Origin of the sequence: Mycobacterium asiaticum (genome assembly GCF_001673635.1) — a bacterium.
GTDB classification, from domain to species: domain Bacteria; phylum Actinomycetota; class Actinomycetes; order Mycobacteriales; family Mycobacteriaceae; genus Mycobacterium; species Mycobacterium asiaticum_C.
In genome coordinates this window covers 89,561-105,685 of record NZ_LZMH01000031.1, presented here as the reverse complement: position 1 = coordinate 105,685, position 16,125 = coordinate 89,561, and the positions used below count along the sequence as shown (strand labels likewise).

At 68.2% G+C, this 16,125-nt stretch carries 16 protein-coding genes and 1 pseudogene; 10 read left to right on the top strand and 7 right to left on the bottom strand.

The annotated features are described in order from the left end of the window. Positions 1–2 precede the first annotated feature (2 nt). Positions 3–1,035: pseudogene (locus A5645_RS07875) on the top strand (ferrochelatase). Here A5645_RS07875 and A5645_RS07870 read toward each other — a convergent pair. Further along, positions 1,001–1,915 carry an Rv1486c family protein gene (locus tag A5645_RS07870; RefSeq protein WP_065037634.1) on the bottom strand — a complete coding sequence of 305 codons (915 nt, stop codon included), beginning with the start codon at positions 1,913–1,915 and terminating at the stop codon, positions 1,001–1,003. The pseudogene A5645_RS07875 and the gene A5645_RS07870 sit on opposite strands and share 35 nt — an antisense overlap. 58 nt (positions 1,916–1,973) lie before the next feature. Between A5645_RS07870 and A5645_RS07865 the strand changes: the two genes are divergently transcribed. The 3 genes from A5645_RS07865 to A5645_RS07855 are packed head-to-tail and all read left to right on the top strand — an operon-like array spanning position 1,974 to position 3,947. Next, complete coding sequence (locus A5645_RS07865) at positions 1,974–2,408, top strand: NfeD family protein (RefSeq protein WP_065037633.1); 435 nt, start codon at positions 1,974–1,976, stop codon at positions 2,406–2,408. Positions 2,409–2,429: 21 nt separating this feature from the next. Beyond that, positions 2,430–3,572: an SPFH domain-containing protein gene (locus tag A5645_RS07860; RefSeq protein WP_065129128.1), complete on the top strand. Its 1,143-nt coding sequence runs from the start codon at positions 2,430–2,432 to the stop codon at positions 3,570–3,572. Positions 3,573–3,581: 9 nt separating this feature from the next. Continuing rightward, positions 3,582–3,947 (top strand): DoxX family protein, encoded by a 366-nt coding sequence (locus A5645_RS07855; protein WP_065129127.1) that lies wholly within the window; start codon positions 3,582–3,584, stop codon positions 3,945–3,947. Here A5645_RS07855 and A5645_RS07850 read toward each other — a convergent pair. The 3 genes from A5645_RS07850 to A5645_RS07845 all read right to left on the bottom strand — a co-directional run bounded on the left by A5645_RS07850 (position 3,930) and on the right by A5645_RS07845 (position 5,357). After that, positions 3,930–4,400 carry a nitroreductase family deazaflavin-dependent oxidoreductase gene (locus A5645_RS07850; RefSeq protein ID WP_065129184.1) on the bottom strand — a complete coding sequence of 157 codons (471 nt, stop codon included), beginning with the start codon at positions 4,398–4,400 and terminating at the stop codon, positions 3,930–3,932. The genes A5645_RS07855 and A5645_RS07850 overlap by 18 nt on opposite strands. A 113-nt stretch (positions 4,401–4,513) precedes the next feature. Further along, positions 4,514–4,975: a hypothetical protein gene (locus tag A5645_RS27615; protein ID WP_155767897.1), complete on the bottom strand. Its 462-nt coding sequence runs from the start codon at positions 4,973–4,975 to the stop codon at positions 4,514–4,516. Between the two features lie 73 nt (positions 4,976–5,048). Next, positions 5,049–5,357: a hypothetical protein gene (locus A5645_RS07845; protein WP_065037630.1), complete on the bottom strand. Its 309-nt coding sequence runs from the start codon at positions 5,355–5,357 to the stop codon at positions 5,049–5,051. A gap of 34 nt (positions 5,358–5,391) precedes the next feature. On the opposite strand from A5645_RS07845, the gene A5645_RS07840 reads away from it, so the two are divergent. After that, the gene (locus A5645_RS07840) at positions 5,392–6,081 is read left to right on the top strand and encodes a response regulator transcription factor (protein ID WP_065129126.1); all 690 of its coding nucleotides are present in this window, start codon (positions 5,392–5,394) and stop codon (positions 6,079–6,081) included. Further along, positions 6,078–7,559 carry a sensor histidine kinase gene (locus tag A5645_RS07835; RefSeq protein ID WP_065129125.1) on the top strand — a complete coding sequence of 494 codons (1,482 nt, stop codon included), beginning with the start codon at positions 6,078–6,080 and terminating at the stop codon, positions 7,557–7,559. The genes A5645_RS07840 and A5645_RS07835 overlap by 4 nt, the downstream gene beginning before the upstream one ends. On the opposite strand, the gene A5645_RS07830 is transcribed toward A5645_RS07835, so the two are convergent. Continuing rightward, a complete protein-coding gene (locus A5645_RS07830) occupies positions 7,540–8,436 on the bottom strand; it encodes a S1 family peptidase (protein WP_065129124.1) in 897 nt (298 codons plus the stop codon). The genes A5645_RS07835 and A5645_RS07830 overlap by 20 nt on opposite strands. A 29-nt stretch (positions 8,437–8,465) precedes the next feature. Next, on the bottom strand, positions 8,466–9,227 hold the full coding sequence (locus tag A5645_RS07825; RefSeq protein ID WP_065129183.1) for a TVP38/TMEM64 family protein: 762 nt from the start codon (positions 9,225–9,227) through the stop codon (positions 8,466–8,468). Positions 9,228–9,407: 180 nt separating this feature from the next. On the opposite strand from A5645_RS07825, the gene mutA reads away from it, so the two are divergent. From mutA to lipL, 4 genes are all read left to right on the top strand, one after another. Continuing rightward, complete coding sequence (mutA, locus tag A5645_RS07820) at positions 9,408–11,267, top strand: methylmalonyl-CoA mutase small subunit (protein ID WP_065129123.1); 1,860 nt, start codon at positions 9,408–9,410, stop codon at positions 11,265–11,267. Between the two features lie 4 nt (positions 11,268–11,271). After that, positions 11,272–13,533: a methylmalonyl-CoA mutase gene (gene scpA / locus A5645_RS07815; protein WP_065037625.1), complete on the top strand. Its 2,262-nt coding sequence runs from the start codon at positions 11,272–11,274 to the stop codon at positions 13,531–13,533. A 32-nt stretch (positions 13,534–13,565) separates the two neighbouring features. Further along, positions 13,566–14,537, top strand: coding sequence for a methylmalonyl Co-A mutase-associated GTPase MeaB (meaB, locus tag A5645_RS07810; RefSeq protein ID WP_065129122.1), 972 nt, complete (start codon positions 13,566–13,568; stop codon positions 14,535–14,537). A gap of 63 nt (positions 14,538–14,600) precedes the next feature. Continuing rightward, entirely contained in the window at positions 14,601–15,887 is a 1,287-nt protein-coding gene (gene lipL, locus A5645_RS07805) for an esterase/beta-lactamase LipL (RefSeq protein ID WP_065129121.1), read from the top strand. A gap of 7 nt (positions 15,888–15,894) precedes the next feature. On the opposite strand, the gene A5645_RS07800 is transcribed toward lipL, so the two are convergent. Further along, the gene (locus A5645_RS07800) at positions 15,895–16,107 is read right to left on the bottom strand and encodes a dodecin (RefSeq protein WP_065129120.1); all 213 of its coding nucleotides are present in this window, start codon (positions 16,105–16,107) and stop codon (positions 15,895–15,897) included. Positions 16,108–16,125 lie beyond the last annotated feature (18 nt).

Here is a 16,125-nt window from a genome sequence, read left to right as displayed (position 1 = left end):
TCATGGACTTTGACGCCGTCCTGCTGCTGTCGTTCGGCGGGCCGGAAGGACCCGAGCAGGTGCGGCCGTTCCTGGAAAACGTCACCCGGGGCAGGAATGTGCCGCCCGAGCGGCTGGATGACGTCGCCGAACACTACCTTCATTTCGGTGGTGTGTCCCCGATCAACGGCATCAACCGGGCCCTGATCGGCGAGTTGCAGGCCGAGCAGGACCTACCGGTGTACTTCGGCAACCGCAACTGGGAGCCGTACGTCGAAGACACCGTTGTGGCCATGCGCGACAACGGTGTTCGGCGGGCGGCGGTATTCACCACCTCGGCGTGGAGTGGCTATTCCAGTTGCACGCAGTACGTCGAGGACATCGCGCGGGCCCGCGAAGCAGCCGGCCCGGATGCGCCGGAACTCATCAAGCTGCGGACCTACTTTGACCACCCGCTGTTCGTCGAGATGTTCACCGAGGCGGTGGCCGCGGCCGCCGCAACCGTGCCCGCGGGTGCCCGGCTGGTGTTCACCGCGCATTCCGTCCCGATCGCCGCCGACCAGCGCTGCGGCCCGAATCTCTACAGCCGCCAAGTCGCCTACGCCGCAAGGTTTGTCGCGTCAGCCGCCGGCTACGATGACTACGACCTGGTGTGGCAGTCCCGTTCGGGGCCACCGCAAGTGCCCTGGCTCGAACCCGACGTCGGGGACCACCTCGCGTCGCTGGCTCGAGACGGCACCAAGGCCGTAATCGTTTGTCCCATCGGGTTTGTCGCGGATCACATCGAAGTGGTTTGGGACCTGGATACTGAGCTGCGGCAGCAAGCCGAGACGCTGGGCGTCGCGTTCGCCCGCGTCACGACACCCAACGCCGACCGCCGATTCGCGCGGCTGGCCGTGGATTTGATCGGTGAACTGCGGGACGGTCGCGCGCCCGCACGGGTCAGTGCCGCGGATCCGGTGTCGGGTTGTCTGGCCAGCGCCAACGGCGAGCGGTGCGGGCCGCCGCATTGCGCTGCGGGCTAGTCCGTCCAGGCCGAGTGCAGGATCGCGGTGACCGCCGCCATCCGCGCAGAACGCACCACAGCCGTCAACGGCCGCAGGGCGTTGGTGGCGATCTGCCCTTCCGAGGACGACTGTGTACCCGGCAATTCCGGGCCGGCGCCCATCCGGTCGGGCAGGCGACTCGACCCGGCGCTGACCGCGATGATCGCATCGACGTGCGCCGCGTTTTCCAGCACGCGCAGCGCGCGCGTCGGCGCATGGTCGGGAACCCGGTGCTGGCGAGACGATTCCAGCAGCTGCTCCACCATGCCGCGCGGGTCTTCGATGTCGCTGTTGGCCGAACCCAGGCCCATGGTGCTCAGCGCGTCGGCCGCCGAACGTACCGCTGACCGCAGCGCGTACTCGGCGTCACCGAGCTCGTGGTGGTCGAACACCGGGGCCGCCGGCAGCGAGTACACCATCCACGTCAGAGCGCACAATTCGGGCACGACGGACTCGTCGTCGATGTCGTCGAAGTCGCTGTAGGTGAACTCGGGGACAAGGCCGATCGCCGCGCCCGGTTCGTCGGGGTTGCTGACGATCACCGCTTCGCCAGCCGCCAGCGCGTCACGCTCGAACTGGGTGCCTGCGGACAACCCACGAACGTCGCCGGGCACCGGCAGCACCACGTTGATGGTTCCCCGCAGGCGGCCGGGCGCTGCCGGCGACTTGCGGCCCACCGCCGCGCGCAACGTCTGCAGCAGACACACCGTGCCGGCGTCGTTGACGTCCGGCCACGGCAGGCCCGTATGCCCGGCGGCGACGGCATCATACGCGGCCACCGATTGCCTTGGTGCCCATAGGGATAACGCGTCCAAAACGTCGTCGGGGGCAGCCTTGCCCGCGAGCCAGGCATTGGCCCACATCGACAACGAAACACTCGGGCACCACATGATCTCGCAGTGTAATAGTTCGCCGCTATTAGCGTGGTTCACGCAGTATTCTGTGCGCATGTCCGTGGCGCTGGTCTGGCTGATCGCAGCTTTGCTGCTCGTCGGCGCGGAGGCCCTTACCGGCGATCTGTTCCTGCTGATGCTCGGCGGCGGCGCGCTGGCCGCTTCGGGCAGCAGTTGGCTGACGGATTGGCCGCTGTGGGCCGACGGACTGGTCTTCTTGATCGTTTCGGTGCTGCTGCTGGCGCTGGTGCGACCGGCGTTGCGGCGGCGGCTGGGCTCCGGTAAAGCCGTGAAGATGGGCGTTCAGGCGCTCGAGGGCAAGAGCGCCCTGGTGCTGGACAGGGTTGCCCACGATGCGGGCCAAGTGAAGCTGGACGGCCAGGTGTGGACGGCCCGCCCGCTCAATGCGGGCGACGTGTTCGAACCCGGCGAATCGGTGACCGTGGTGCACATCGACGGTGCCACGGCGGTGGTCTTCAAGGACATCTAGGCGCTCGAGAAAGGGGCTCCGGTGGAAGGTGTAGTTGCAGGTTTGGTGTTGCTTGCCGTCCTGGTCATCTTTGCGATTGTCGTGGTGGCCAAGTCGGTCGCGCTGATACCGCAGGCCGAGGCCGCGGTGATCGAGCGGTTGGGTCGCTACAGCCGAACGGTCAGTGGCCAACTCACGCTGCTGGTGCCGTTCATCGACCGCGTCCGCGCCCGGGTGGACCTGCGCGAGCGAGTGGTGTCGTTCCCGCCGCAGCCCGTCATCACCGAGGACAACCTCACGCTGAACATCGACACCGTCGTCTACTTCCAGGTCACCGTCCCGCAGGCGGCGGTATATGAGATCAGCAACTACATCGTCGGTGTCGAGCAGCTCACCACCACCACGCTGCGCAACGTCGTCGGCGGCATGACCCTCGAACAGACGCTGACCTCTCGTGACCAGATCAACGCGCAATTGCGCGGGGTGCTGGACGAGGCGACCGGTCGCTGGGGCCTTCGGGTCGCCCGGGTGGAGTTGCGCAGCATCGACCCGCCGCCTTCGATTCAGGCCTCGATGGAAAAGCAGATGAAGGCCGACCGGGAGAAGCGCGCGATGATTCTGACCGCCGAGGGCACCCGGCAGGCGGCAATCATGCAGGCCGAGGGTCAGAAGGCGTCTCAGATTCTGGCCGCCGAGGGCGCCAAGCAGGCGGCGATCCTGACCGCTGAAGCCGACCGGCAGTCCCGGGTGCTGCGCGCCCAGGGTGAGCGGGCCGCCGCTTACCTGCAGGCACAGGGGCAGGCCAAGGCCATCGAGAAGACGTTCGCCGCGATCAAGGCCGGCCGACCGACGCCGGAGATGCTGGCCTACCAGTATCTTCAGACGCTGCCGGAGATGGCCCGCGGTGACGCCAACAAGGTGTGGGTGGTGCCCAGCGACTTCAACGCCGCCCTGCAGGGGTTCACCCGGTTGCTCGGCAAACCGGGCGAGGACGGCGTGTTCCGGTTCGAGCCGTCTCCGGTCGATGACGCACCGCGGCACTCGGCCGACGACGACGATCCCGAGGTCGCGGACTGGTTCCGCAGCGACGGCGACGCGGCTATCGCGCAGGCGTCCAGGACCGAGGTGTTGCCGGTGAATCCGGCCGAACGCCCGTTGGGCAACCCGCCCGAGTTGCGTCAATAGGATTGCGCGATGAGCACTTTGACGTCACCCAAGACCTACGCGGCGCTGGCGGCGCTGCAGGCCGGCGATGCGGTTGCGTGTGCGATTCCGCTGGCGCCGATCACGACCGCGCTGGACACCGTCGGATTGCCCGAGAGTGTTCGCCCGGTGCTGCCGGTGGTGAAAGCCGCCTCGGCCGTCGGACTCGCTTCCGTGACCCGCTATCCGGCCCTGGCCAGACTGACCACCGCACTGCTCACGCTGTACTTCGTGCTGGCGCTCGGTGCGCACGTCCGAGTGCGGGACAAGGTCGCCAACGCGCTCCCGGCGGCGTTGTTCCTGGCGCTGTTCGCCGCGATGACGGTCAAGGGACCGGAATCAACCCGCCATTCGTAGCTCGACCATCGGCAGCGGCCGGTCGCCGAGGGTTTGCTCGAGAACGTGCTGGAACTGCTGCCAGGCGCGTGGGTGGCGGCGTTGGTACTCGGCCAGGATGGCGTCGGCTTCTTCTTCGCTGAGCACGCGGGCGGTGGCCGCCGCGGGCACGCGGCTACGGACGAAAACGCGCACTCGCGGGTTGGCCTGAATGTTGCGGAACCACTGCGCCTTTGCCCCGAAGCCCGAGGGAACGATGTAGGTGTCAGGCCTCGGGTGGCCGACCACCTCTAGCACCACGAAACGGGGCAGGCCCGATTTGCGGCCGACGTGTTCGAGCATCAGCATGCGGGAGCCGAACAGCGCCCCGGCGCGCGCTTTGTAGATCCAGATCGGGGCGCGCACGAGCCAGCGAGCTCGCAGCAGGCGTGCGCCTGCCCGTGCCAGAAGGCTTGGTGTACCCGTGCTCGTGATCCCTTCCGTTTCTTCGAGGGTGCCACGAGCTTGGTTCGTTGCACGAGGGTGCGCAGATGCCCGCCGACACGCCGGTGGGCGTGGCATTCCGCGCACCCTCGGCGGCCAATGAGCTACCGCGGGGGAGCGGGCGACGCGCTAGGCCCCGTCGACGGCGATGCCGGCGGCTGGCCGGGCCCGGGCGGCTGCTGACCACCAGGCCCACCAGGGCCGCCAGGGCCCATCGGCGGCGGTCCGCCCGGGAACGGCGGACGCATCCCGCCGGGTCCCGGACCCATTCCCCACGGCCCCTTAGGCCCGGCCATCGGCCCGCCCGGACCCGGCGGCGGGGCCCCGAAGTGTGCCGGCCCAGGTGGCCCGAACCCCGGGGGCGGCGGCGGAGGCCCGAAGCCGAAGGCCATGACCAGGGCAGCGGCGCCCGCGGTGAAGACGGCGCCCAACAGGCCGCCCAGCAGCCCGGCGCCGAACACCACGCGGGTGGAGTGGCGGCGTTTCTCCGTCACCACCGGGGCAGCCGCGGGGGCGGGCACGGCGGCCGGCGGTTCGGGAGCGACCGCGGATTCCTCGGAAGTCATGCGACTCCTCACGTTCGTCGGATTGTTGGCAACCGCGACGGTAGGAGCCGAACTTGAAGTGAAGCTGAAGAATTCAGCGCGGGCCGGGTGGCAGCGGCGGCGGCACCGGGATCAGGCTGGGCGCCGACGACGGCCCGACGCTGGGTGCCGGCGCGACGCTGGACACCGGCGGGGGTGGAGGCGGGTAACTCGGCGTCGAAGAAAACTGCGGATACGGCGGCGGGGGCAGCTGCACGCGAACGGTGAACACCAGACCGGTCACCGCAAAGGCGGCCGCCGCCCCGAGCGCCAGACCCGCCAGCCCGGCGCCGACCACCACGCCGGTGGAATGCCGCCGGGCGGGTGGCGGTGGGGCAGCCGGCGGCGTGTTGGTGGAGGTCACGCGGTGAGCGTAACGCCAGTTACGCTCGCGAGGTATGACCGAATTCAGCGTCGGCACGCCGCGGGTGCTGGTGGTCGAGGATTCCGAAACCATCCGCGAAATGGTCAGCGAAGCGCTGGCCGACGCGGGTTATCACACCGATACCCGTTGTGACGGAGACGGATTGGAAGAGACACTGGACGGCGTGCGCCCCGATCTGGTGGTGCTCGACGTGATGCTGCCCGGCCGCGACGGATTCGAGCTCATCGACGTGATCCGCGAGTGGGGGGAGATCGGGATCGTGTTGATCACCGCCCGCGACGGGTTACCGGACCGGCTGCGCGGCCTGGACAGCGGAGCCGACGACTATGTGGTCAAGCCCTTCGAGCTTGCCGAATTGGTGTCGCGGGTGGGCGCGGTGCTGCGGCGCCGAGGGCGGCTGCCCACCGTGGTGCAGATCGGTGATGTGATCCTGGACGTGGAGGCGGGCGCGGCGGCGCGCGGTGGCCATCGGCTCGACCTGACCGCCACCGAACTGAAGTTGCTGCAATACCTGGTGGAACAACGGGGCCGGATCGTCAGCGCCAGCCAGATCCTGCGCGCGGTGTGGGGTTACGACGCGTACGACCCGAACCTGGTGCAGGTGCACGTCAGCGGGTTGCGGCGCAAGCTCGAAGCGCACGGGCCGCGCATCCTGCACACCGTGCGGGGTATCGGCTACCGTCTGCAGCCGCCACGGTCATGACGGAGGAAAGCGTGACACCCACACCGTCGCTGCAGCGCCGGGTGCTGATTCTGGTCATCGCGCTGCTGGCGGTGCTGCTGGTGGTGCTCGGTGTGACGGTCGACGTCATCCTCGGCATGCAAGCGCGCCGGAATCTGCACGACCGGCTGCTCGCCGCTACTTCGCGCGCCGACGCGCTGGCGGCGGTCCGCACCGCGCCCGACTTGTTGGCCGCCGAACTCAACGGCGGCAGCGTGCGTGCGCTGGTCATCACCTCCGACGGCGCCACCTACGGTGATCCCGGCATCAGTCCTGACACCAAAGCGGGTCCGATGGTCCCGCCGCCGCGCCGGCCACCGCTGCCTGGCCATCCACCGATGCCGATGCCGATGCCCATGCCGGGCCCGCCGTCCGGTCCGCCACTGCCGCCACCACCACCGCCCCCGCCCGGGTTCCCACCGGAGGGCACCGCGACGGTGCTGGTGCATCCACTGCCCGACGGGGCGCGGGTGATCCTGGTCGCCGACACCACACAGACCACCCAAGTCACCCGGCAGTTGCGTCAACTGATGATCGGTGCCGGCCTGGCGACACTGGTCGTCGCGGCCCTGCTGCTGATTGCGGTGAGCCGGGCGGCGCTGCGGCCCTTGGACGGGCTGACCGCGCTGGCCCGAAGCATCACCACCGGCGACCGCGGTCGACGATTGCGTCCGTCCCGTACAGACACCGAATTAGGCCGGGCCGCGAGCGCTTTCGACAACATGCTGGATGCCCTGGAGGAGTCGGAGTTGCGTGCCCGCCGGGCGGCCGACGACGCACAACGGGCCGAAGCCGCGACGCGGCAATTCCTCGTCGACGCCGCGCACGAGCTGCGCACTCCGATCGCCGGGATTCAGGCCGCCGCCGAACAACTCGCCGCCCACGAGACCGAGGAAGCCCAGCAACGGCGGGCCAGCTTGTTGCAGTCCGATGCACGCCGGGCCGGGCGCCTGGTGGCCGACATGCTCGACCTGAGCCGAATCGATGCCGGGATCACCCTGGACCGCCACGACACCGACCTGGCCGCCACCATCGACGCCGAGGTGCAGCGAGCCGCGATGCTTGCCCCGCACCTGTCGATCGTCCGTACCGGAGCGCCTGAGCTCGCCATCCACGCGGACCCGACGCGCGTCGCGCAGATCCTGTCCAACCTGCTGGACAACGCGCGCCGGCACACCCCCGCTGGGGGATCCATCACCGTGGACCTGCGCGCCGAAGACACCGCGGTCGTGACCGTCACCGATACCGGCCCCGGGATTCCCGACGACGAGCGGCTGCGCATCTTCGAACGGTTGGTGCGCCTGGACGCCGGCCGCGCCCGCGATCACGGTGGCGCCGGACTCGGGCTGTCGATCGCCCGGGCGCTGGCCCGGGCGCATGGTGGCGACCTGGTGTGCCTGCCGCACGATGGCGGCGCGCAATTCAGGTTGACGCTGCCGCTCAGCCCGTCACAGCGGTGAGACCCCACTGCGCAAGCCACGGCCGCACCAGCTCTGCGACCGAAAACGTTGCGGGCGTTGAACATCCGGGGTTGGGATCATTCGGCCGTCCAGCGCGGATGTGGATCCCGACCGCCACGGCGCCGTCGGTGGTCAAGAGGTAGACCGGGCCGCCCGAGTCGCCACACCGGCTGGCCGCCAGGAACACCACCTTGCTTTCGGTGACGGCGGTGATCTCACCGCATTCCATCCGGCCGGTCGTCATGCCGTACTTGCACAGCTGCTGGCCGAGCTGCAGGTCGTCGGCAACTCCGGTCACCGGTAAGGAGGCGACGATGGCCGGGGTGCGCGGCACCTCGTCGGAGTCGAGCAGGAACAGCCCGATGTCGTGATCTTCGCCGTGTTCACCGTCCAGTACGGTTCGGCTGAAGGTGCCCACGGTGGTATAGGGCAGGCTGCCCGGGTTCATGCTCACCTTGCTTTCCTCGCCGAGCTTGTTGCAGTGCCCGGCGGTGAGCACCCCGGTACCGCCGTCGCCGGTGCGCACCAGAAAGCCCGCGGTGCAACCCATTCCGCCGCTGCCGTCGGCATAGGTGACGGCAATGCCGGTGCCGGGTCCGATAGCGCCCGAAGCGGGCAGCGGGATCGGTGGTTGCACCTCCGGTTTGAGCTGCAGCAGCGCCGCCCGGTGGACCGGCATCTGCAGGGCCGCAACGAAGGCCGCGGCGCTGAGCAACGCGACAGCCGACAGCCGCCAGCTATAGGTTCCGTGGGAGTTCGGCGCCGGTCGCCGTCTGACGCCGCGGGTCAGCAGCGGCCACGCCGCGACCGTCAGACACAGCAGCATGCCGCCGAGCAACAGCACAGTGCGAAGAGACGCGTGCGCCGCCGGGGTCATGACATAAATCTTGCACGCAGGGCGCGACGTCAGCGGGTGATGACCGGTTCTGAAACCGGTTCAGCGGTTTCCGGTGCCCGTCGGTGGTGGCGCCGGTACTGCCGCACCTCGTAGACCAGTCCGGACAGCCCCAACGCGCCGGTGCACACCGACACCAGCACCAGCAAGGGGCTACCGTCGCCGGCGAACGCGTTGCCCAGGATGACCACCGCGACCGTGCCCGGCAGCAGTCCCGCCAACGTCGCCCACATGTAGGGCATCACCCGCACCGCGGACGCGCCGGCGGCATAGTTGATCGCCGCGAACGGCACGACCGGAATGAACCGCAGCGACAGGATCGCCAGCCATCCGCGTTCCCGCAGTCGGTCATCGAGGCGGCCCACCGCCCGGCTGCGCACCAGGCGATCCAGTCGCCACCCGGTCGCGCGTACCAGCAGTGTGGCCAGCACCGCGCTGGCCGTACTGGCGGTCACTGCGATCGCGACGCCGAACACCGGCCCGAACAACAGCCCGGCGGCCAGGGTGAACGTGGTGCGCGGAAACGGTGGCACGGTCACCACGACGTGCACCAGCCAGAACACCAGCGGGAACCAGGGGCCCACCGATCGCGCCCACTCGCGCATCTGCATCGCGGTCGGCAGTTCGACCAACAACGCGAGCGCCACCAAGGCTGTGATTCCCGCCACGGTCGTCACCAGCCGCAGCACCGACATCTGACGCACCGCCAACCGGACAGCGGCCGCGATCGCACGCACCGTATCGGTGGTTTTGCTGATGGCGGCGGTAGTCACGGTGTCCAAGGGTACGGGTCCTACGTGAATATCCAGTATCCGCAGGCTGGCGTTTCGCCGCCGGTGAGCCGCCGATCACAGCACCTCGATGCCTACTTCGAGGCACCGATCAATTAGCCTTATTAGCCAAGCAACGATCCCGGAGTAACCCACAATTGCTGCGGAAACAGGAGCAAATCGGTGTCCATTGACGTACCCGAACTCGCCGACCTAGAACAGGTTCGCGGGCGCTGGCGCAGCGCGGTCGCCGGTGTGCTGTCCAAGAGCACCCGGACCGACCCTGCGGAGTTGGGGGAGTACCCCGAGGAGCGGCTGGAGACGCCGACCTACGACGGGTTCGCCATCCGTCCGCTCTACACCGCCTTCGACGAGTTGCCGGAACCGCCGTTGCCTGGACACTGGCCGTTCGTGCGCGGCGGCGACGCCCTGCGCGACGTCAAGTCGGGCTGGAAGGTCGCCGAGGCGTTCCCGCTGCCGGACACGCCCACCGAGGAGGCGAACGGGGCGCTGCTTGCCGCCCTCGGCGAAGGTGTCAGTGCGCTGCTGGTGCGGGTGGGGGAGTCGGGCGTAGCCCCGGAACAACTCGCGGCTCTGCTCGACGGCGTGTACCTGAGCATGGCGCCGGTCATCCTCGATGCCGGCACCCATTACACCGCGGCCGCGGACGTGATGTTGTCCCTGGTGGAAAAGGTTGACGACGAGCAGCGCGCCCTGGTGTCGGTGGACTTGGGTGCCGACCCCTTCACGGCGGTGCTCAGCGACCGCAAAACTCCGACGGTCGAGGACCTCGTCGCCGTAGCGAAACGCGCGGTCGAACACCGGGGGGTGCGGGCCGTCACGGTCGACGGGCCCGCGTTCCACAATCTGGGCGCGACCGCTGCGTGGGAGCTCGGCGCGGCGATCGCCGCGGCCGTGGACTACTTGCGCAAGCTCACCGAGGCCGGTCTTACGGTGGGCCAGGCGCTCGGCCAGATCAGCTTCCGGCTGGCCGCCGACGATGACCAGTTCATGACGCTGGCCAAGATGCGCGCCGTGCGCCAGTTGTGGGCCCGGGTGGCCGAGGTCGCCGGCGACCCCGACCGTGGCGCAACCGTCGTGCACGCCGAGACGTCGCTGCCGATGATGACGCAGCGTGACCCGTGGGTGAACATGCTGCGTTGCACGCTGGCGGCTTTTGGCGCAGGCGTCGGGGGTGCCGACACGGTGCTGGTGTACGCGTTCGACGTCGCCATCCCGGGCGGCTGGCCGGGCACCGCCACCAGTTTCGCCCGCCGCATCGCACGCAACACCCAGTTGTTGCTGCTGGAGGAGTCACACGTCGGCCGGGTGCTGGACCCCGCGGGTGGCTCCTGGTTCGTCGAGGATCTCACCAAAGAACTGGCCGAGCGGGCGTGGGAGCACTTCCAATCCATCGAGTCTCGAGGCGGTTTCGTCGAGGCCCGCGAGTACCTGGCCGGCCGCCTGGGTGAGCTCGCGGACAAGCGCGCCGACGATATCGCGCATCGCCGGATCGCGATCACTGGTGTGAACGAGTTCCCCAACCTCGCCGAAGCGTCCCTGCCGCAAGGTGATTCGCTGGGCAGAGCGGGACAGGTGCGCCGATACGCCGCCGAATTCGAGGCATTGCGGGACCGCTCGGACGTGTTCCTCGCCGACCATGACAAGCGCCCCCAGGTGCTGTTGCTCCCGTTGGGGCCGTTGGCCGAGCACAACATCCGGACCTCGTTCGCGGCAAACCTGTTGGCTTCGGGCGGTATCGAAGCCGTCAACCCGGGACCGCTCGATGCCGACGGGGTAGCCGATGCCGTCGCCGCGGCGGGCTCACCGACAGTGGCGGTGATCTGCGGTACCGACAAGCGCTACGCGGAGGAGACGGCCGGTGTCGTGCGGGCGGCGCGCGCCGCCGGCATCGAGCGGGTGTACCTGGCCGGTCCGGAAAAGGCGCTGGGCGAAGTTGAGGACCGGCCCGACGAATTCCTGACGGCGAAAATCAATGCCGTTGAAGCACTTTCGAGCTTGTTGACCAGGTTGGGGGCGTAATCATATGACCGCCACAGTTCCCTCGATAGGTAGTTTCTCCGACGTCCCGCTACGCAGCGAGCGCACCACGCAACCGCCTACCCAGGCCGAGGTGCAAGAGCACATCGCCGCCGCCGCGAAGGCGCACTGGTACTCGCCCGAGGACCTGGAATGGCAAACGCCGGAAGGCATCGACGTCAAGCCGGTGTACATCTCGCAGGACCGCGCGGCGGCCGGGGAGGACGGCTACCCGCTGCACACCTTCCCCGGTGAGCCGCCGTTCCTGCGGGGCCCCTACCCGACGATGTACGTCAACCAGCCATGGACGATCCGCCAGTACGCCGGGTTCTCCACCGCAGCGGAATCCAACGCTTTCTACCGCCGCAACCTGGCCGCCGGCCAGAAGGGCCTGTCGGTCGCCTTTGACCTGGCCACCCACCGCGGCTACGACTCCGACCACCCGCGCGTGCAGGGCGACGTCGGAATGGCCGGCGTAGCAATCGATTCGATCCTCGACATGCGCCAGCTGTTCGACGGGATCGACCTGTCGTCGGTGTCGGTGTCGATGACGATGAACGGCGCCGTGCTGCCGATTCTGGCGCTGTACGTGGTGGCCGCCGAGGAGCAGGGGGTGCCGCCGGAGAAGCTGGCCGGCACCATCCAGAACGACATCCTCAAAGAGTTCATGGTCCGCAACACCTATATCTACCCGCCCCAGCCGTCCATGCGGATCATCTCCGACATCTTCGCCTACACCAGCGCCAAGATGCCGAAGTTCAACTCCATCTCGATCTCCGGGTACCACATCCAGGAGGCCGGTGCGACAGCGGATTTGGAGCTGGCCTACACGCTGGCCGACGGTGTCGAGTACATCAAGGCAGGCTTGGCCGCCGGTCTGGACATCGACAAGTTCGCGCCGCGGCTGTCGTTCTTCTGGGGCATCGGCATGAACTTCTTCATGGAGGTCGCCAAGCTGCGGGCCGGCCGGCTGCTGTGGAGCGAGTTGGTCGCCGACTTCAACCCCAAGAGTGCCAAATCGCTTTCGCTGCGCACACATTCGCAAACCTCAGGTTGGTCGCTGACCGCCCAGGATGTGTTCAACAACGTCGCACGCACCTGCATCGAGGCCATGGCCGCCACCCAGGGGCACACGCAGTCGCTGCACACCAATGCCCTCGACGAGGCGCTGGCGCTGCCCACCGACTTCTCGGCGCGCATCGCCCGCAACACCCAGCTGGTGCTACAGCAGGAATCCGGCACCACCCGGCCGATCGACCCCTGGGCCGGTTCGTATTACGTCGAGTGGCTCACCCACCAGCTCGCGCAACGGGCACGCGCGCACATCGAGGAGGTCGCCGAGCACGGCGGCATGGCGCAGGCGATCAGCGACGGCATTCCCAAGCTGCGCATCGAGGAAGCCGCCGCGCGCACCCAGGCGCGCATCGACTCCGGGCAGCAGCCGGTGATCGGGGTCAACAAGTACCAGGTGGTCGAGGACCAAGAGATCGAGGTGCTCAAGGTCGAGAACAGCCGGGTACGTGCCGAGCAGCTGGCCAAGCTCAAGGAGCTGCGGGAGACCCGGGACCAGGACGCGGTCGACGCCGCGCTGGCCGAGCTCAGCCGCGCGGCCGCCGCCCAAGGGCCCGCCGGTGAAGACGGACTAGGCAACAACCTGATGGCGCTGGCCATCAACGCGGCGCGCGCTAAGGCCACCGTGGGGGAGATCTCGGACGCGCTGGAGAAGGTTTACGGTCGTCACCAGGCCGAGATCCGTACCATCGCCGGCGTCTACCGTGACGAGATCCAAGGAGGCGGCAACATCACTCCGCTTTCCGATGCGAGCGAGCTGGTCGAGAAATTCGCCGAGGCCGACGGTCGCCGGCCGAGGATCCTGATCGCCAAGATGGGCCAGGACGGTCACGACCGCGGCCAGAAGGTGATCGCCACCGCGTTTGCCGACATCGGCTTCGACGTCGACGTCGGGTCGCTGTTCTCCACGCCCGAAGAGGTCGCTCGCCAGGCCGCCGACAACGACGTGCACGTGGTCGGGGTGTCATCGCTGGCCGCGGGACACCTGACCCTGGTGCCGGCTCTGCGCGACGCGCTGGCCGAGGTGGGCCGCTCGGACATCATGGTGGTGGTGGGCGGCGTCATCCCGCCCGGTGACTTCGACGAGCTCTACGAGGCCGGAGCGGCCGCAATCTTTCCGCCCGGGACCGTCATTGCCGAGGCGGCAGCCGGCCTGCTGAAGAAGCTGGCCGAGCGGCTCGGGTACGACCTGAGCTAGTGGCCGATGCCTGTCGCGGGGAGAGCGGCCCGATGAACATCGAAAAGTTGGCCGACGCGATCCGCAGCGGCGACCGGGCTGCGTTGCCACGTGCCATCACAATGCTGGAATCCACCCGCGCTGACCATCGGGAACGGGCCCAGCAGCTACTGTTGGCGCTGCTGCCCGACGCCGGCAACGCCCACCGGATCGGCATCACCGGAGTGCCCGGGGTGGGTAAATCCACGAGCATCGAGGCGCTCGGCATGCACCTCATCGAGCTGGGTCACAAGGTGGCAGTGCTGGCCGTCGACCCGTCCTCGACGCGCACCGGCGGCTCGATCCTGGGTGACAAGACGCGGATGGCACGCCTGGCCACTCACCCCGACGCCTACATCCGTCCGTCACCGACCTCGGGCACTTTGGGCGGGGTAGCAAAGGCGACCAGGGAAGCAGTTGTCCTGTTGGAGGCGGCGGGTTTTGACGTCATCCTGATCGAGACCGTGGGCGTGGGACAGTCGGAAGTGGCGGTGGCCAATATGGTCGACACCTTTGTCCTGCTGACCCTCGCCCGTACCGGGGATCAGTTGCAGGGCATCAAGAAAGGTGTCCTCGAGCTCGCAGACATCGTGGTGGTCAATAAGGCCGACGGCGCGCATCTCAAGGACGCCCGGATGGCAGCCCGCGAGCTCTCCGGTGCGATCAGGTTGATCTATCCACGCGAAACACTGTGGAGACCACCCGTTTTGACGATGAGTGCCACGGAAGGCGCCGGGCTGCCAGAGTTGTGGGAGACCATCGAGAAGCACCGCAAGGTGTTGACCGAGGCCGGGCGTTTCGAAGCGCGCCGGCGCGATCAGCAGGTGGACTGGACCTGGCAGATGGTCCGCGACGCGGTGCTCGATCGAGTGGTGTCCAACCCGGAGGTACGCCGGATCCGCAAGGACCTGGAGCGTCAGGTCCGGAACGGGGAGCTGACCCCGGCCCTAGCCGCCCAGCAAATACTTCAGATCGCAACTTCCTAACGGTTAGGTAACTTAATTTTGGTTTGCCAGCAGGCATCCAGGTTAGGGCAGTAAATTCGAACCGTGACGATAGACATCGGAGTCGATCGCCGTGCTGTCCAATCTCACGATGCCCCTGACGCAGGGCATGGTGTGTTCGGCGCCGCGGACTCCCACTTTGCATGCGTTGTACGTGCTTTCTCCACCATGTTCCCTGGTAGCCGCCTTGGCGGCGGTGCGTTGGCGGTGTATCTCGACGGGCAGCCCGTCGTCGACGTCTGGAAGGGGTGGGCCGACCGGGAGGGACGTATCCCGTGGTCGGCCGACCACGCGCCGATGGTGTTCTCCGCGACCAAGGGGATGGCCGCCACGGTCATCCACCGCCTGGCCGACCGCGGACTGATCGACTACGACGCGCCGGTTGCCGAGTACTGGCATTCCTTCGCCGCCAACGGCAAGGCGAAGATGACCGTTCGCGAGGTCATGAAGCACACCGCCGGCTTGTCGGGCTTGCGCGGGGCCACCCAGGAGGAACTGCTCGATCACGTCCTGATGGAGGAGCGGCTGGCGGCGGCGTCGCCGGGACGGCTACTGGGTAAGCCGGCCTATCATGCGCTGACTTTCGGATGGCTCATGTCGGGGCTGGCCCGGGCCGTCACCGGCAAGGACATGCGGGTGCTGTTCCGGGAGGAGCTGGCTGAGCCGCTGGGTACCGACGGCATCCATCTGGGCCGTCCGCCGGCCGATTCGCCCACCCGGGCCGCCGAGATCATCATGCCCCAAGACCTGGCGGCCAACCCCATCCTCACCGGGGCGGTGCAGAAGGTGGCCAATTATCTCTCCGGCGGCTACCGGTCGATGTATTTCCCCGGTGTGATCGCGGCGGTGCAGGGCAACATGGCCATGCTCGACGCCGAAATGCCCGCCGCCAACGGGGTCGTGACGGCCCGGGGGCTAGCCCGGATGTACGGCGCGATCGCCAACGGCGGTGAGGTCGACGGCACCCAGTTCCTGTCGCGGCGCCTGGTGGCCGGTCTGACCGGTGAGCGGATCATCCAGCGGGACCGAAACATCTTCGTGCCGATGGCCTTCCACCTCGGGTACCACGCGCTGCCCTTGCGCAACGTAATGCCCGGATTCGGACACGTGGGACTGGGCGGTTCCGTGGGATGGAACGACCCGGAAACCGGGCTGGGGTTCGCGGTGGTGCACAACCGATTGCTCACACCGTTGGTGCTCACCGACCATGCGGCTTTCGTCGGTCTGTACAAGCTGATCCGCGACGCCGCAGCCAAAGCGCGCAAGCGCGGCTACCGCCCGGTGCACGGTCTAGGGGCGCCGTACTCGGAGGCGGGAGCTGTGGCGGGGTAACCCTCGCCTACGAATCTTCCAGGCGGAAGCCGACTTTCATGGTCACCTGGTAGTGCGCGACGCTGCCGTCTACCAGGTGGCCACGAACGGATTGAACTTCGAACCAGTCGAGGTTGCGCATCGTGTCCGAGGCGCGCGCCAGGCCGCTCTTGATGGCGGCGTCGACTCCGTCGGGTGAGGTTCCGACGATCTCGATCACGCGGTAGGTGTGGTCGCTCATCCTGCTACTCCTTGGCGG

Bases quoted from the DNA above. Each gene is read 5' to 3' on its own strand.
- A5645_RS07840 (WP_065129126.1), top strand. From the start codon at position 5,392: ATGACCGAATTCAGCGTCGGCACGCCGCGGGTGCTGGTGGTCGAGGAT.
- A5645_RS07870 (WP_065037634.1), bottom strand. From the start codon at position 1,915: ATGTGGTGCCCGAGTGTTTCGTTGTCGATGTGGGCCAATGCCTGGCTC.
- meaB (WP_065129122.1), top strand. From the start codon at position 13,566: ATGAACATCGAAAAGTTGGCCGACGCGATCCGCAGCGGCGACCGGGCT.
- A5645_RS07865 (WP_065037633.1), top strand. From the start codon at position 1,974: ATGTCCGTGGCGCTGGTCTGGCTGATCGCAGCTTTGCTGCTCGTCGGC.
- A5645_RS27615 (WP_155767897.1), bottom strand. From the start codon at position 4,975: ATGACTTCCGAGGAATCCGCGGTCGCTCCCGAACCGCCGGCCGCCGTG.
- A5645_RS07830 (WP_065129124.1), bottom strand. From the start codon at position 8,436: ATGACCCCGGCGGCGCACGCGTCTCTTCGCACTGTGCTGTTGCTCGGC.
- scpA (WP_065037625.1), top strand. From the start codon at position 11,272: ATGACCGCCACAGTTCCCTCGATAGGTAGTTTCTCCGACGTCCCGCTA.
- A5645_RS07855 (WP_065129127.1), top strand. From the start codon at position 3,582: ATGAGCACTTTGACGTCACCCAAGACCTACGCGGCGCTGGCGGCGCTG.
- A5645_RS07800 (WP_065129120.1), bottom strand. From the start codon at position 16,107: ATGAGCGACCACACCTACCGCGTGATCGAGATCGTCGGAACCTCACCC.
- A5645_RS07835 (WP_065129125.1), top strand. From the start codon at position 6,078: ATGACGGAGGAAAGCGTGACACCCACACCGTCGCTGCAGCGCCGGGTG.